Here is a 13927-nt window from a genome sequence, read left to right as displayed (position 1 = left end):
TCATCCAGTCCGGGTTCAGGCATCGTTGGCCGCTTTGGGGTTCAGCGCGCGATAGGCGCGGACGACCTGCGAGTCGTCGCGTCCGCCATGGCCGAGGCCCGAAGCTGCAAGGAACATCTGATGTGCCGTGGCCGCCAGCGGCAGCGCGGCCTTCGCGGCCCGGCCGGCATCGAGCACGATGCCGAGATCCTTGACGAAGATGTCGACCGCGCTGGCGACCGGCGGCTCGTCGTCGAGCATGCGCGGGCCGCGATCCCTGAGCATCCAGGAGGAGGCGGCCGAGCCGCCCATGATCTCGAACAGCAGCTTGCCGTCGATCCCGGCCTTCTGGGCCAGCGAGAGGGCTTCGGCGGCAACGGCGATATGGACGCCGCAGAGCAGCTGGTTGACGGTCTTCACGGTCGCGCCCTGGCCGGGCCTCAGGCCGACATGGAAGATCTTGTCGCCCATCGCGTCGAGCATCGGCTTGCCGGCGTCGAAACTCTCCTGCGAGGCGCCGGCCATGATCGTCAGCGTGCCGTTGCGGGCGCCGTTGACACCGCCGGAGACCGGCGCGTCGACGAAGCGGCGGCCGCTCTTCTCGACTTCGGCGGCGATCGCCTCGACCTCGCCGGGCGGGCAGGTCGCCATCAGGATGACGGTCGCCGCGGGCGCGAGGGCGGCGAGCGCCCCGGCCTCGAACAGTACGGAGCGGGCCTGAGCGGCATTGACGACCATCAGGATGAGCGCTTGGGCGCCCTCGGCTGCAGCCCTCGCGCTGTCGGCGGCGTGCCCCCCGGCCGCGACGAGGGCGGCGCGGGCTTCCTGCCGCATATCGAAACCGGTGACGCGGAACTGGCGCTTGGCGAGGTTCTCGGCCATCGGCGCACCCATGGCGCCGAGACCGACGAAGGCGATCGAACTCACAAAACCAACCTTTTTGCTGACAATGGGCCCGTCCCTGGACGGGCCCGGCAGGGGCTCATTCCTTCACCGCGCCGGTGAGCGAGGCGACGTAATAGTCGACGAAGAAGGAATAGAGCAGGGCGACCGGGATCGAGCCGAGCAGGGCGCCGGCCATCAGCGAACCCCAATGGTAGACGTCGCCCTCGACGAGCTGGGTCAGCACGGCGACGGGCACGGTCTTCTTCTCGGCCGACTGGATGAAGGCCAGCGCGTAGATGAACTCGTTCCAGGACAGGGTGAAGGCGAAGATACCGGCCGAGATCAGCCCGGGCAGCGCCAGCGGCAAGGTGATCTTCCAGAGCGTCTGCAAACGGGTCGCGCCGTCGATCATGGCGCATTCCTCGAGCTCAAAGGGGATCGACTTGAAATAGCCGATCAGCAGCCAGGTGCAGAACGGGATCAGAAAGGTCGGGTAGGTCAGGATCAGCGCCCATTGCGAGTCGAACAGACCGAGCTGGAAGATCAGCGTCGCCATGGGGATGAACAGGATTGAGGGCGGCACGAGATAGGCGAGATAGATCCCGAGCCCGACATATTGCGAGCCCTTGAACTTCAGGCGCTGGATCGCATAGGCGGCGAGCACGCTGGAGAACAGGGAGAGAGCCGTCGCGACCGTGGCGACGGTCATCGTCGTCAGCAGCCATTGCGGATAATCGGTCTGGAAGAGCAGCTTGTTGATGTTCTCCAGCGTCGGCGACTTCACCCAGAACGGGTTGTTGTTCTTGTAGTCGTAGAGTTCCGAGTTCGGTTTGATCGCAGTGATCGCCATCCAGTAGAACGGGAACAGCAGTATGATCACGAAAAGCGAAAGCGGCAGATAGAGGGTGATGAAGCGGCGCGGCCCCGACGACCAGTCGATGACGCCGGCCTGCTCCTTCTCGACCAGATGCGGGCGCTCCGCTGCAGCGTGATCAGTCATTGTCTTCTCCCTGCTGCCATTTGCGGCGGGCGAGCGCGAAGTAGCTGAACAGCGTCGCCATCACGAGGAAGGGGATCATCGCCACGGCGATCGCCGCGCCCTCGCCGAGCTGGCCGCCGGGGATGCCGCGCTGGAAGGCGAGCGTCGCCATCAGATGGGTGGAGTTGATCGGCCCGCCGCGCGTGATGGCGTAGACGAGCTGGAAATCGGTGAAGGTGAACAGCACCGAGAAGGTCAGCACCACCGCCAGGATCGGCATCAGCATCGGCAGCGTCACATGCCGGAAGCGCTGCCAGGCATTGGCGCCGTCGAGCATCGCCGCCTCGTAGAGCGCCGGCGAGATGGTTTGCAGGCCGGCGAGCAGCGAGATCGCGACGAAGGGGATGCCGCGCCAGATGTTGGCGGCGATCAGGGAGAAGCGTGCCGGCCAGGGGGCGCCGAGGAAGTCGATATAGGTTTCGCGCCAGCCGAGCACATCGACGAGGATATAGGAGATGATCGAGAACTGCGGATCGTAGATCCACCAGAAGGCGATCGCCGAGAGCACGGTCGGGACGATCCAGGGCACCAGGATCAGCGCGCGCAGCAGCGATTTGAACGGCAGGTGGTTGTTGAGCAGCAGCGCCAGCCAGAGGCCGAGCCCGAACTTCCCGATGGTCGCGACGCCCGTATAGAGCAGCGTGTTCCAGACCGATGTGATGAAGACCGGATCGTGCCAGAGCGACTGGAAGTTCTCGAAGCCGATGAAATAGCCGGCGCGGCCGATGCGGGTGTCGGTGAAGGCGAGCCAGACGCCGAGGCCGAGCGGATAGCTCAGAAAGACCAGCAGCAGGCCCAGTGCCGGCAGCAGGCAGATGAAAACCAGAAATGGCTTGTAGTCGAACAGGCGCGTCAACCAGCCCTGGGAGAACTGGTGGCCGGCCCGAGCCTCGGCCGCGATCGTCATGGCGCGATTTCCCGTGATGAAGCCGCGCCGCCGCGGTGGCGGCGGCGCGGTCGTGACGGATCAGGTGCGGTAGTAGCGCTTGGCGCGGCGCTCGGCTTCCGCAGCGGCCTGTTCGGGCGTCGCCTGGCCGGCGCAGACCGAGGCGACCATCTGCACCATGACGTATTCGGCGTTGACGGTGCCGGCAGCCTCGGTGATCGCGCCCTTGTAGCCGCTCCACAGAGCGCGCTCCCAGGTGTCGCGATAGACCAGGATCTTCGGGTCGCTCTCCCAGACCTTGCTCGAGGCGTAGGCCTTGAGCGGCTGGGTCCAGTAACCGTAGCAGCCGGTCAGCCACTTATCGTACTGCTCCTTCTCCATCATGAAGCGGAGGTACTCTTTCGCGGCGTTCGGGAATTTGGTGTGCTTGAACACCATGGCGTTGATGACCAGCGCCGTCTCGGTCGGACGGCCGACGCCGGCGCCGATCGGCATCGGCGCATGATTGAGGTCCTTGCCGACGGCGGCGATCTTCTCGTCCTTGGAGTTCTTGATCGAGAAGTAGAGCGAGACGCCGTTCTGAGTCAGGCCGACTTCACCGGCCGTCAGCGCCTTGTTGTTGCTGATGTCGAGCCAGGAAAGCGTACCCGGAATGAAGGTCTCGTAGAGCGCCTTGGCGTATTTCAGCCCCTCGATCGTCTCCTTGCTGTTGATCGCGACCTTGTTGTTCTCGTCGACCATGTAGCCGCCATGCGACCAGATCAGCCAGTTGCAGAAGGCATTGCCGTCGCCGACGGCATTGCCGAGGGCAAAGCCCGCCGGGTGGCCATTGGCCTTGAGCTTGCGGCAGAGGTCGAGGAAACCGGCATGGTCGGTCGGGAACTTGTCGAAGCCCGCTTCCTTGACCCAGGATTCGCGATAGACCGCCGGGCCGCCCGAGCCGCCCATCGGGATCGAGATCCAGGTGTTGGTCTTGTCCTTCTTGCCGTATTTCTCGGCGATCGGGTACCAGCCGCCGTATTTCTTGCCGAGGTCCTCGGCGATGCCAGTCAGGTCGACCAGCTTGTCGGCGAAGATATGAGGGTCGTCGGCCCAGCCGACGACGACGTCCGGTCCGGCACCGGTGTTCGCGGTCACCGCCGTCTGCGGGCGCAGGTCTTCCCAGCTCGCATAGTCGACGCGGACCTGGACGCCGGTCGCCTTGGTGAAGGCGGCGGTGTTCTCGTCGAAGATCGCCTGGTCGGGATCGACAAACTTGGTCGGACGTAGGACGCGCAGGGTCGCGCCCTTCTCAATATTTGCGGTCTGGGCGATCGAGGGTGCGGCAAGCGTTGCGCCGGCGGCGAGTCCGGCGCCGCCGATCAATACGTCACGTCTGGAAATCGTCATGGGTCAGCTCCTCCGTTGGACCGCGAGGCCCTACATGGGAGCCTCGTCAGGGTTTGTAGTCGGCGGATGCGCGACGCCGCCCCGGGGGCGGCGCCCCCATTGGGCGGAGCAGCGGATGGTCAGATGCGCTTGCCGGTCGCGGCGTCGAAGAGATGCGTGACCGAGGTGTCGGGCCGGATGTGGATGTTCTCGCCCGGCTTGGCGGTGATGCGCTCGCGGAAGATGCAGGTCAGATCCTGGCCACCGCAGCGGACGACCACCTGCGTCTCGGAGCCCATCGGTTCGATCACCACGACTTCGGCCGGCAGGCCGGCCGGGTCGAGCAGGATGTGCTCGGGGCGGATGCCCATCACGGCGGCGCGCCCATTCGAATCGGCCGGATGCTGGCCGACCGGCCAGATCACGCCGCCCTCGGTCTCGAAGCCGTTGGCGCGGATCGTGCCCTTCAGCAGATTCATCGAGGGCGAGCCGATGAAGGCGGCGACGAAGAGGTTGGCCGGGTTGTCGTAGAGGTCGAGCGGCGCACCCATCTGCTCGACGATGCCGTCATGCATCACGACGATCTTGTCGGCCATGGTCATGGCCTCGATCTGGTCGTGGGTGACGTAGACCGTCGTGGTCTTGAGGCGCTGGTGCAGCTCCTTGATCTCGGTGCGCATCTGGACGCGCAGCTTGGCGTCGAGATTGGAGAGCGGCTCGTCGAACAGGAAGACCTGCGGGTCGCGCACGATGGCGCGGCCCATGGCGACGCGCTGGCGCTGGCCGCCCGAGAGCTGGCGCGGATAGCGGTCGAGCAGCTTGTCGAGGCCGAGAATGCCGGCGGCCTTGTTGACGCGCTCGTCGATCTCGGCCTGTGGCGCCTTCCGCAGCTTCATCGAGAAGGCCATGTTGTCGGCCACCGTCATGTGCGGATAGAGCGCATAGTTCTGGAAGACCATGGCGATGTCGCGCTCTTTCGGCGGCACGTCGTTGACGACGCGCGGGCCGATGCGGATCTCGCCGCCGGTAATGTTCTCCAGCCCGGCGATCATGCGCAAAAGGGTCGACTTGCCGCAGCCGGAGGGACCGACCAGAATGACGAACTCGCCGTCGTCGATGTCGATGTCGACACCATGGATGACCTGCGTCGAGCCATAGGCCTTGCGCACATCGGCGATCTGGACTGAGGCCATCTTGGCGTCTCCCGGTCTTCGTTTCCTACGGGGACGAGTGATCGCACCCCGGCGGCATGGCCGCAATCCCATTGGTCTCGGCTTCTCTGGGCCGATGGCCATGGCGCGCCGCAATGCAGGCAAATCCTCGCCTGTTGCGTAGCTCCCGTTCCCGGATAAAGTCATACGATACGAACGGGCGTGTCAAGCGCTCGGCCAGAAGAGCGCCGACGTCGCCGGAAGGCGGCGTGGCGCGGAGGAAAACCGAAGCGGATGCGGATGCGCGACATTTCGCGGGCGAGGATGCTGAGCCCCGACCGGCTGTTCGGACAGGTCGCCCACAAGCTGGCGGTCTCGATCATCAGCGGCGCCTCGCGGGCTGGCGATCTGCTGCCGAACGAGGACGGCATCCGCGGCGAGATCTCCGTGTCGCGTACGGCCTATCGCGAGGCCGTGAAGTTCCTGACCGGCAAGGGGATGGTCGAGGCGAGGCCGAAAAGCGGCACCCGCGTCGCGCCTCGCGAATCCTGGAACCTGCTCGATCCCGATGTCCTGGCCTGGCATTTCGAGGCCGATCCGAACGAGAAATTCATTCGCGATCTCTTTGAGTTGCGACTTTTCGTCGAGCCGAGCGCAGCGCGGCTGGCGGCACAACGGCGCAGCGAGGAAGACCTCGCCCGGATCGAGGCTGCCTATCGCGGGATGACGGTGAATCCTCCCTATGCCGAGCCGACCGTGCAGGCCGACCTCGCTTTCCACGAGGCGATCTTCGAGGCGACGCGCAACCCGCCGCTGCAATGCCTCGCACCGGCCGTCTGCGCCACGATCCAGTGGTCGCTGTTCCTGAAGGCGCCGGACGATCGCTTCTTCTTCACGGCGTCACTGGTGGATCACGAGCGGGTGCTGGATGCGATCAGCCAGCGCGACGGCGATCTCGCCGCGGCCCGGATGAGCGGGCTGGTGATCGACAGCCTGAACAGCACCCTGCGATTGCTGGCCGGCCGCTCGTCGGAAAAAGGCGAGCCAGGCCGTGAATAAGTCATACTATAAATGCCGGGATTGGCGGTTCGGCAGGGAAGCAGCGCCTCGGGCCGTCTCTGCTCTGCGGGCGACCCGGCGATGCATCCGCCACGGTGGGCGGATCGAGCTGAAGCCTCTACGCTTCATTTAATCGTTTTAATATTTTGAAATCAACCCGGATACGCGTATCCGTTCACGTCCACGAGAGCACAGGCCCCATGACCGCGCAGAACAAGATCGAGATCATCATGACCGGGCCGCTGATGGCCTATGCCGCCGACCAGCTCATGGCACGCTTCATCGTGCACGAGCTCTGGAAGGCCGAGGACAAGGCCGCCGCGCTCGCCGAGCTCAGGGACCGGGTGCGCGGCGTCGCCGGCGGTGGCGCGCATATCAAGATCGACGGCGCCCTGTTCGATGCGCTGCCCAAGCTCGAGATCGTCTCGAATTTCGGCGTCGGCTACGACAATGTCGACGCTGCCGAGGCCGGAAGGCGCGGCCTCGTCGTCACCAACACGCCGGACGTGCTGACCGACGAGGTCGCCGACCTCGCGCTCGGGCTCCTGCTTTCGACCGTCCGGCAATTGCCGCAGGTCGACCGCTATCTGCGCGAGGGCAAGTGGCTCGCCGGCCCCTATCCGCTGACCACCTCGCTGCGCAAGCGCAAGATCGGCATCGTCGGGCTCGGGCGGATCGGCAAGGCGGTGGCGCATCGCCTCGAGGCCTTCGGGGTCGAGATCGCCTATCATGGCCGCTCGCGCCAGGCCGATGTCGCCTATCGCTATTACCCCTCGCTGGTCGAGATGGCCCAGGATGTCGACACGCTCGTCTCGGTCGCCCCGGGGGGTGACTCGACCTATCACATCATCAATGCCGAGGTGCTGAAGGCGCTGGGGCCGAACGGCATCGTCGTCAATGTCGGCCGAGGCACGGTGATCGACGAGCAGGCGCTGGTCAAGGCGCTGCAGGACAAGACCATCCTCTCCGCCGGCCTCGACGTGTTCGAGGACGAGCCGCGCGTGCCGGCCGAACTGATCGCGCTCGACCATGTCGTGCTGCTGCCGCATGTCGGCTCGGCCTCGGTGCACACCCGCGAGCAGATGGGCCAGCTCCTGGTCGACAATCTGAATTCGTGGTTCGACGGCAAGGGGCCGCTGACCCCGGTCGTCGAGACGCCATGGAAGAAGGCCTGATCTCCACCCGCAAAGCGAAGGGGCTCGCGGCGCTCGCCGCCGGGCTCCTTCTGCTCGCCGGCCCGGTTTTCGCACAGGGGCAACCCGCGGGCAGGCCGGCAACCGCGCCGCGCGCGCTGGCCGGAGCCTGGGAGATCGAGAAGATCGGCGCGCCGCGCAGCTGCACCGTCACTTTCGGCACGGAGCCTGCGGCGAAAGGCTGGCAATTGCGCTTTCCGGCGACCTGCCGGCGGGCGCTACCGATCCTGAACGAGGCCGCCGGCTGGGATCTGGGCTCGGCCGGCGCCCCGCGCCTGATCGACGGTGCGGGCAAGGTGCTGATCGCCTTCGACGAGAGGTCCGGTGCGGCTGGGCGGCGCGGCAAGGGGAGCGACGGCGCGCAATACGGGCTCGACCCCAAGGGCCATGCTCGCGTCGCGGCGCGCCCGACGCCGAGCGCCGCCGAACTGGCGGCGACCGCCGCGAGCCGGCGCACGCCGGTCGATCCGGCACAGGCGCCGGCGACGGAGAGCGTGCCGGGCCGCTATGCGGCGATGCGCCAGCCGGGCCGGGAGGTCTGCAAGCTTTCCCTGACAGCGGCGCCATCCGAAACCGCGGACGCGAGCGTCGCGAGCTTCGAAGGCGCTTGCACTGACACCGGCCTGACGATCTTCTCGCCCGTGGCCTGGCGCTATGTCGCCGGCCGGCTCGAGCTGATCGCCCGCAAGGGCCACAAGGTCGAGCTCGTCTTCGAGGACGGGCAATGGCGAAAGGACCCGGCGGTCGGCGCACCGCTGATGCTGAAGAAGCTGCCTTAGGACAGGTTAGCTTTCTGCCTAAATGCCTCTCTCGTCATGGTCGGGCTTGGCCCGACCATCCACGTCTTTGCTGATCGAGTGCGGTGTTCAAGACGTGGATGCTCGGCACAAGGCCGAGCATGACGGTGGAGGCATTCGACCTTCGGTCCTTACGCGACGAACTTGCCGCCGAGCTCATCCTCGATATGGACGCGGATGATTTCCTCGAAGTTCGCCTCGGCCTTGAAGCCGAGCGCCGTCGCGCGCTGGGCGTTGAAGTTCCGCGGCCAGCCGGCGACGATCTTGTCGATCACCGGATCGATCTCGCGGCGGATGCGCTTGACGACGTTCTCGCCGGCGACCTTGCGCAGGGTCTCGATCTGCTCGGCGACCGTGCAGGAATAGCCCGGCATGGTCAGGGCGCGGCGCGGGCCGATCGCGGCGGTGTCCATGGTCGCGGCATGGACGAGGAAGCCGACGGCCGAGCGCGGCGAGGCATGCCAGTGGCGGACCTGGTCGGAGACGGGCAGCACCGCTTCCTGGCCGTTCAGCGGCTCGCGGATGATGTTGGAGAAGAAGCCGGAGGCGGCCTTGTTCGGCGTACCCGGGCGGACGCAGATGGTCGGCAGGCGGATGCCGACGCCGTCGAAGAAGCCGCGGCGGCTATAGTCGCAGAGCAGGAGTTCGCCGATCGCCTTCTGGGTGCCGTAGCTGGTCAGCGGCGTGGTGAAGAACTCGTCCTCGATCTTATCGTGGAAGGGCGCGCCGAAGACGGCGACCGAGGAGGTGAAGACCACGCGCGGCTTGTAGCCGTCGCCGGCGTGGCGGATCGCCTCGAAGAGATAGCGCGTGCCGTCGAGATTGATGCGGTAGCCCTTGTCGAAATCGGCCTCGGCCTCGCCGGAGACGACGGCGGCGAGATGGACGATCAGCTCGGGGCGCGAGGCGATCAGCTTCTCGGCCTCGCCGGGCTGCGACAGGTCGGAGGTCAGCGTCTCGAAGGCGAAGGGGGCGTTGGCCGGCGGGCTGGCCGGGAAGATGTCCTGGGCCGTGACCTTGTCGACCGTCTTGCCGCCGAGTTCCTTGTCGCGCGCCAGGCGCTCGATGAACTTGCGGCCGACCATGCCGGCGCCGCCGAGAACGAGAATATGCATGGGTGTTTCCTCGATGTCCTGATTGTCAGTTCGGAAGACGGCCGCCGAGGTCATCCTCGATGTGGATGCGGATGATCTCGTCGAAATCCTTCTCGGCCTTGAAACCGAGCGCAGTCGCGCGGGCGGCGTCGAAGCGGGTCGGCCAGCCCTTGACGATCTCGGCCGATGCCTTGTCGGGCGCCCGCCGGATCAGCTTCACCGCCTTGTCGCCGGCGATCCGACGCAGCGCCTCGATCTGCTCGCCGACGGTGACGCAGACGCCGGGCATGCTGAGATTGATGCGCGGGCCGAGCTGTTCGCGGCCGAGGCCGGCGGCATGGATCAGGAAGCCGACGGCCGAGCGAGGGCTGGCATGGCTGAAGAGCACGCTGTCCTCGACCGGCAGCAGCGCCTCCAGTCCCTGCAGCGGCTCGCGGATGATGCCGGAGAAGAAGCCGCCTGCCGAGGCATTGGGCTTGCCCGGACGGATCACGATCGAGGGGAAGCGGACGCCGACGCCCTCAATGAGCCCGCGGCGCGAATAGTCGGCGAGCAGGAGTTCGCCGATCGCCTTCTGGGTGCCGTAGCTGGTCAGCGGCGTGACGTGGAACTCGTCCGAGATCGAAGCCGGGAAGGGGGCGCCGAAAATCCCGCTCGACGAGGAGAAGACCAGCTTGGGGACGTAAGGGCCGTTGCGGAGGCCCTCCTGCCGGATCGCTTCCAGCAGGTTGCGCATGCCGTCGAGATTGATCCGGTAGCCCTTGTCAAAATCGCGCTCAGCCTCGCCCGAGATGATCGCGGCGAGGTGGAAGATGATGTCGGGCCGCAGCGCGGCGAGGGCTGCGGCGACCGCGGGCTCGGCGGCATCCTCGGTGCGCGTCTCGATCTCTCCGGAAAAGCCGGTAGGCCTTGGTGGAGCGACGACATCGGTCAGGGTCAGGCGTGAGATCGGCCGGTCGTTGCAGGTGCCCTCGCGCGCCAGGCGTGCGGCAAGGCGCTGGCCGATCATGCCGCCGGCGCCGGTGATCAGGACATGCATGGCGTCTCTCCCGTCGCTGCAGCATGGCCCGCAGGAGTGAACGCCACTCCCGCGGACCATGCCCGGTCTTTTGACCTTATGAGGATTTCTGCCGCCCGGCCGGTTCCTGCCGGACGAAAGGCGCGCTCAGAGCGCGAAGCCGCCATCGGCGAGGTGGATCTGGCCGGTGGTATAGCTCGCCTCGTCGGAAGCGAGATAGACGGCGAGCCAGGCGATCTCCTCGGCGGTGCCGAGGCGGGCCATGGGCTGGCGGTCGATGAAGGCCTGGCGTGCCTGCGCCTCGGTGACATTGGTCGCCTTGGCGAGCTCGATGATGCGCTGGTCGAGCGAGGGCGACTGGATCGTGCCGGGGCAGATCGCGTTCGAGCGGATGCCCTTCTTGATGTAGTCGGCCGCGACCGCCTTGGTCAGGCCGATCACCGCCGCCTTGGTCGCGCCGTAGACATAGCGGTTCGGGATGCCGCGCACTGAGCCGGCGCCCGAGGCGATGTTGACGATCGAGCCTTTGCCGGCGGCGAGCATGCCGGGAACGAAGGCCTTGATCGTGCGGTGCATCGACTTGACGTTGAGGTCGAAGGAGAACTCCCAGGCCTTGTCGTCGCATTCCAGCACGGTGCCGTGATGCACGAAGCCGGCGGCGTTGACGAGGATGTCGATGGTGCCGACCTTCTCGGCGAAGGCCTCGACCGCCTTGGTCGAGAGCACGTCGAGCTTGCGCTTCTTGGCCTTCGGAATGCCCTCGAGCAAGGCGACGTCCTTGTCGGTCGCCCAGACGGTCGCGCCCTCGGCGACGAAGGCCTCGGCGATCGCGCGGCCAATGCCCTGTCCAGCCGCGGTGACGACCGCAACCTTGCCCTTCAAACGTCCAGCCATTGTGCTTCTTCCTTGTACTTTCCGACTATCGGAGGTTCTTGCGCATATGGATCAGCCGGCGGTCCGGCAGATCCTCGAAATGTGTGGTCTGGTAGCCCAGCCGCTCATACCAGCCGATGCGCTCGGCAAGCCTGGCATGGGTATAGAGGTGGATGGCGTCGTGGCCGAGCGCTCGGGCCCTCTCCTCGGCGAAATCCATCAGGGCTGAGCCGACCTTGCGGCCGGCGGCGGCTGGTGCGACCGCGATGCTCCAGAGCGTGAATTTCGCCGGGGCCTCCTCGAGCACCAGGACGCCGTCGAGCGTGCCGTCGCTTTCGGCGAGCCAGACTTCATGCTCTGCCAGCACCTGATGATAGTCGGCGATGCGCGGTAGCGAGGGCACGCCGATGATGCTCTCATTCGGCAGGTAGGCAGCCTCGGTCAGCGCGGCGATCGCCGGGATATCGTCCGTCGAGGCGAGGCGCAGCGACATGTCAGGCTGCTTTCGCCTGCTTCATGAAATCCGTCAGCGAGGTCTTCTGCCGGCCTTCCGTATCGAAATTCTCCGGCGCCAGCCAGTGCTCGAAGGCTTCGGCCCGCTGCGGCCACTCGCCATCGGTGATCGAGAACCAGGCGGTGTCGCGGTTGCGGCCCTTGACCACCATGTGCTGGCGGAAAAGCCCCTCATGCTGGAAGCCGAAGCGCAGGGCCGCGCGCTTGGAAGGCTCGTTGAGATTGTTGCACTTCCACTCATAGCGGCGATAGCCGAGCGAGAAGCCATAGGCGCCGCAGAGATAGATCGCCTCGCTCGCCACCCGGGTGCGCTGCAAGGACGGCGAGTAGGTGATGTAGCCGACCTCGAAGACGCCCTGCTCGGGGCGGATCTCCATCAGCCAGAGATGGCCCTTGGCCTTGCCGTCGGCCTTGTCGATCACGGCGAAGGGCACGATGCCGGGCTTGACGACCATGGTCGCCAGCAATTCGCCATAGGCCGCCTTGTCCTTGGGCGGATGGGCCGGCATCCATTCCCAGAGCGCGTCATGGCCGGCCATTGCCGTCCAGATATCGTCGAGATGACGGGCTGGGTCGATCGGTTCGAGCCGGCAATAGCGGCCGTCGAGGACCTTGGCGGGCGGGAAGGGCGGGGGAGTCCAGTCCAGAGCCGGGTTCATTTCGTCGCCTTTTCGCGCCAGCCGTTCAGGTCCTGGATGACGTCCCAGTCGGAGCCGACCTCGCCGATGATGGCCTCTGCCAAAGCGGCGCCCTCGGCTTCCCAGGCGAGCCGCTCGACCGCGTTGCCGAAATCGGAGGCGGCTTCATCGGCTTCGTCATAGATCGCGTCGAAGGAATCCATCCAGCTTTCGAGCCGGTCGGCAAGATCGTCGGAGAGGCCGACATCCTCGGCGTCGACCGGCTTGCGCTTGCCCTTGGCGTCGACCAGCCAGAGGCCGCTGCGGCCGAGCCATTCCGGTGCGATGAGGAGATGTCCGCTCACGAGCGTGCCTTCAGATCGTCGCGGAAGAACGGGTTGAGCGGGGCCGAGGCGCCATTGCCGGCAAAGCCCCTGAAGCTGCCTTCGTCCCGGATCAGGCGGGTGGCCTCGATGAAGGCCGCCCAGGCGGCGCGGGCGAGCGCCCCGCCGATCGAGATCCGGCGGGCGCCCGCCGCAGCGATGTCGGGAACGCTGAGGCCGAAATCGCCATAGACCAGTGTATTGACCGGCTTGCCGCCGGCCGCGGCGACGATGGTGCCGATATCGGCCGCAGTCTTCGGGCCGGGGGCATAGAGCACGTCGGCGCCCGCCTCCGCATAGGCGCTGATGCGGCGCGCCGACTCGTTCAGCGGATCGGGGTGACCGGTCAGGAAGCACTCGGCCCGGGCGGTCAGCAGCACGCCGGAACCGGTTTCGTCGATGGCGCGGCGGGCGGCACGGACGCGCTCGACCGCAAGCTCGAACGGATAGAGCGGGTCCTCGGCGCGGCCGGTCGCGTCCTCGATCGAGAGGCCGGCGACGCCGGTCGCGATACAGAGCTTGACGTTGGCCGCAACGCCATCGGGCGCGTCGGCATAGCCGTTCTCGAAATCCGCATTGATCGGCAGGTCCGGCACGGCCTTCACCAACTCGGCGAGATGCGCCAGCATCATGTCGCGCGGCACGTCCTGGTCGGCACGGGCCCTGGTGAAGGCGAAGCCGGCGCTGGTCGAGGCCAGGGCCGGAAAGCCCTGTCCGCGCAGCCAACGCGCCGAGCCTTCGTCCCAGGGATTGGGCATGACGAAGCAGCCGGCTTCATGAAGCCTACGGAAGATCTCGACCTGCGGGCTGTACGCCATTTTAAATCGTTTCAAAACGGTCTAGGGGCGCCATACTGTCGTTCTTGCGCCGATTTGTCAGCCCCGCAGCCCCGCATCGGGGGGCAAGCCGGGATGCGCCATGCGAATGCCGTGTCCTGAGGCGGGCCGGATGGCGCCGCGAGCGGCCCGGGCCCGGATCCCGACGACATGTCCTTCGCGGCTGAAAGAGCATCGCCCCGCGGCGCGGTCGCGCGGGCGGGGCGATGTCGTAGACGCTGGATGGCGTCGCGATC

Annotated in this window: 15 protein-coding genes; 3 read left to right on the top strand and 12 right to left on the bottom strand. The window is 66.5% G+C overall.

The window, feature by feature from the left end; translation table 11 throughout:
• Positions 1-15: 15 nt before the first annotated feature.
• The 5 genes from ACWGRX_RS08900 to ACWGRX_RS08880 all read right to left on the bottom strand — a co-directional run bounded on the left by ACWGRX_RS08900 (position 16) and on the right by ACWGRX_RS08880 (position 5350).
• Positions 16-906: an NAD(P)-dependent oxidoreductase gene (locus tag ACWGRX_RS08900; protein WP_452117249.1), complete on the bottom strand. Its 891-nt coding sequence runs from the start codon at positions 904-906 to the stop codon at positions 16-18.
• 55 nt (positions 907-961) lie between these two features.
• Positions 962-1864, bottom strand: coding sequence for a carbohydrate ABC transporter permease (locus ACWGRX_RS08895; protein ID WP_291641387.1), 903 nt, complete (start codon positions 1862-1864; stop codon positions 962-964).
• A complete protein-coding gene (locus ACWGRX_RS08890; protein WP_291645792.1) occupies positions 1857-2810 on the bottom strand; it encodes a carbohydrate ABC transporter permease in 954 nt (317 codons plus the stop codon). Before ACWGRX_RS08890 ends, ACWGRX_RS08895 begins: the two co-directional genes overlap by 8 nt.
• A gap of 60 nt (positions 2811-2870) precedes the next feature.
• Positions 2871-4178, bottom strand: a complete 1308-nt coding sequence (locus ACWGRX_RS08885; RefSeq protein ID WP_291641391.1) for an ABC transporter substrate-binding protein — start codon at positions 4176-4178, stop codon at positions 2871-2873.
• 119 nt (positions 4179-4297) lie between these two features.
• Positions 4298-5350 carry an ABC transporter ATP-binding protein gene (locus ACWGRX_RS08880; protein WP_291641394.1) on the bottom strand — a complete coding sequence of 351 codons (1053 nt, stop codon included), beginning with the start codon at positions 5348-5350 and terminating at the stop codon, positions 4298-4300.
• Positions 5351-5608: 258 nt separating this feature from the next.
• Between ACWGRX_RS08880 and ACWGRX_RS08875 the strand changes: the two genes are divergently transcribed.
• The 3 genes from ACWGRX_RS08875 to ACWGRX_RS08865 all read left to right on the top strand — a co-directional run bounded on the left by ACWGRX_RS08875 (position 5609) and on the right by ACWGRX_RS08865 (position 8339).
• The gene (locus tag ACWGRX_RS08875; RefSeq protein WP_452117248.1) at positions 5609-6367 is read left to right on the top strand and encodes a FadR/GntR family transcriptional regulator; all 759 of its coding nucleotides are present in this window, start codon (positions 5609-5611) and stop codon (positions 6365-6367) included.
• Positions 6368-6567: 200 nt separating this feature from the next.
• Entirely contained in the window at positions 6568-7542 is a 975-nt protein-coding gene (locus tag ACWGRX_RS08870) for a 2-hydroxyacid dehydrogenase (RefSeq protein WP_452117247.1), read from the top strand.
• Entirely contained in the window at positions 7527-8339 is an 813-nt protein-coding gene (locus tag ACWGRX_RS08865; protein ID WP_452117246.1) for an AprI/Inh family metalloprotease inhibitor, read from the top strand. The genes ACWGRX_RS08870 and ACWGRX_RS08865 overlap by 16 nt, the downstream gene beginning before the upstream one ends.
• A 149-nt stretch (positions 8340-8488) precedes the next feature.
• Here the strand turns inward: ACWGRX_RS08865 and denD (ACWGRX_RS08860) are convergent, their stop codons facing one another.
• The 7 genes from denD (ACWGRX_RS08860) to ACWGRX_RS08830 form a co-directional block, all read right to left on the bottom strand.
• Positions 8489-9472, bottom strand: coding sequence for a D-erythronate dehydrogenase (gene denD, locus ACWGRX_RS08860; protein WP_452117245.1), 984 nt, complete (start codon positions 9470-9472; stop codon positions 8489-8491).
• A 25-nt stretch (positions 9473-9497) separates the two neighbouring features.
• On the bottom strand, positions 9498-10490 hold the full coding sequence (denD, locus tag ACWGRX_RS08855; protein ID WP_452117244.1) for a D-erythronate dehydrogenase: 993 nt from the start codon (positions 10488-10490) through the stop codon (positions 9498-9500).
• 126 nt (positions 10491-10616) lie between these two features.
• On the bottom strand, positions 10617-11363 hold the full coding sequence (locus ACWGRX_RS08850; RefSeq protein WP_452117243.1) for an SDR family oxidoreductase: 747 nt from the start codon (positions 11361-11363) through the stop codon (positions 10617-10619).
• A 25-nt stretch (positions 11364-11388) separates the two neighbouring features.
• Positions 11389-11835, bottom strand: coding sequence for a GNAT family N-acetyltransferase (locus tag ACWGRX_RS08845; RefSeq protein WP_452117242.1), 447 nt, complete (start codon positions 11833-11835; stop codon positions 11389-11391).
• 1 nt (position 11836) lies between these two features.
• Positions 11837-12514, bottom strand: coding sequence for a GNAT family N-acetyltransferase (locus ACWGRX_RS08840; RefSeq protein ID WP_452117241.1), 678 nt, complete (start codon positions 12512-12514; stop codon positions 11837-11839).
• On the bottom strand, positions 12511-12837 hold the full coding sequence (locus tag ACWGRX_RS08835; RefSeq protein ID WP_452117240.1) for a hypothetical protein: 327 nt from the start codon (positions 12835-12837) through the stop codon (positions 12511-12513). Before ACWGRX_RS08835 ends, ACWGRX_RS08840 begins: the two co-directional genes overlap by 4 nt.
• Positions 12834-13673 carry an isocitrate lyase/PEP mutase family protein gene (locus ACWGRX_RS08830; protein WP_452117239.1) on the bottom strand — a complete coding sequence of 280 codons (840 nt, stop codon included), beginning with the start codon at positions 13671-13673 and terminating at the stop codon, positions 12834-12836. Before ACWGRX_RS08830 ends, ACWGRX_RS08835 begins: the two co-directional genes overlap by 4 nt.
• Between the last annotated feature and the right edge of the window lie 254 nt (positions 13674-13927).

This window comes from Allobosea sp. NPDC055594 (assembly GCF_053618995.1).
Note: the sequence above shows the minus strand (reverse complement) of the source record. Positions and strands in the feature narration are given on the sequence as shown.

Excerpts from the sequence above, each read along its gene's own strand:
- ACWGRX_RS08895 (WP_291641387.1), bottom strand. The coding sequence starts at position 1,864 with ATGACTGATCACGCTGCAGCGGAGCGCCCGCATCTGGTCGAGAAGGAG.
- ACWGRX_RS08890 (WP_291645792.1), bottom strand. The coding sequence starts at position 2,810 with ATGACGATCGCGGCCGAGGCTCGGGCCGGCCACCAGTTCTCCCAGGGC.
- ACWGRX_RS08885 (WP_291641391.1), bottom strand. The coding sequence starts at position 4,178 with ATGACGATTTCCAGACGTGACGTATTGATCGGCGGCGCCGGACTCGCC.
- ACWGRX_RS08880 (WP_291641394.1), bottom strand. The coding sequence starts at position 5,350 with ATGGCCTCAGTCCAGATCGCCGATGTGCGCAAGGCCTATGGCTCGACG.
- ACWGRX_RS08875 (WP_452117248.1), top strand. The coding sequence starts at position 5,609 with ATGCGCGACATTTCGCGGGCGAGGATGCTGAGCCCCGACCGGCTGTTC.
- ACWGRX_RS08870 (WP_452117247.1), top strand. The coding sequence starts at position 6,568 with ATGACCGCGCAGAACAAGATCGAGATCATCATGACCGGGCCGCTGATG.
- ACWGRX_RS08865 (WP_452117246.1), top strand. The coding sequence starts at position 7,527 with ATGGAAGAAGGCCTGATCTCCACCCGCAAAGCGAAGGGGCTCGCGGCG.
- denD (WP_452117245.1), bottom strand. The coding sequence starts at position 9,472 with ATGCATATTCTCGTTCTCGGCGGCGCCGGCATGGTCGGCCGCAAGTTC.
- denD (WP_452117244.1), bottom strand. The coding sequence starts at position 10,490 with ATGCATGTCCTGATCACCGGCGCCGGCGGCATGATCGGCCAGCGCCTT.
- ACWGRX_RS08850 (WP_452117243.1), bottom strand. The coding sequence starts at position 11,363 with ATGGCTGGACGTTTGAAGGGCAAGGTTGCGGTCGTCACCGCGGCTGGA.
- ACWGRX_RS08845 (WP_452117242.1), bottom strand. The coding sequence starts at position 11,835 with ATGTCGCTGCGCCTCGCCTCGACGGACGATATCCCGGCGATCGCCGCG.
- ACWGRX_RS08840 (WP_452117241.1), bottom strand. The coding sequence starts at position 12,514 with ATGAACCCGGCTCTGGACTGGACTCCCCCGCCCTTCCCGCCCGCCAAG.
- ACWGRX_RS08830 (WP_452117239.1), bottom strand. The coding sequence starts at position 13,673 with ATGGCGTACAGCCCGCAGGTCGAGATCTTCCGTAGGCTTCATGAAGCC.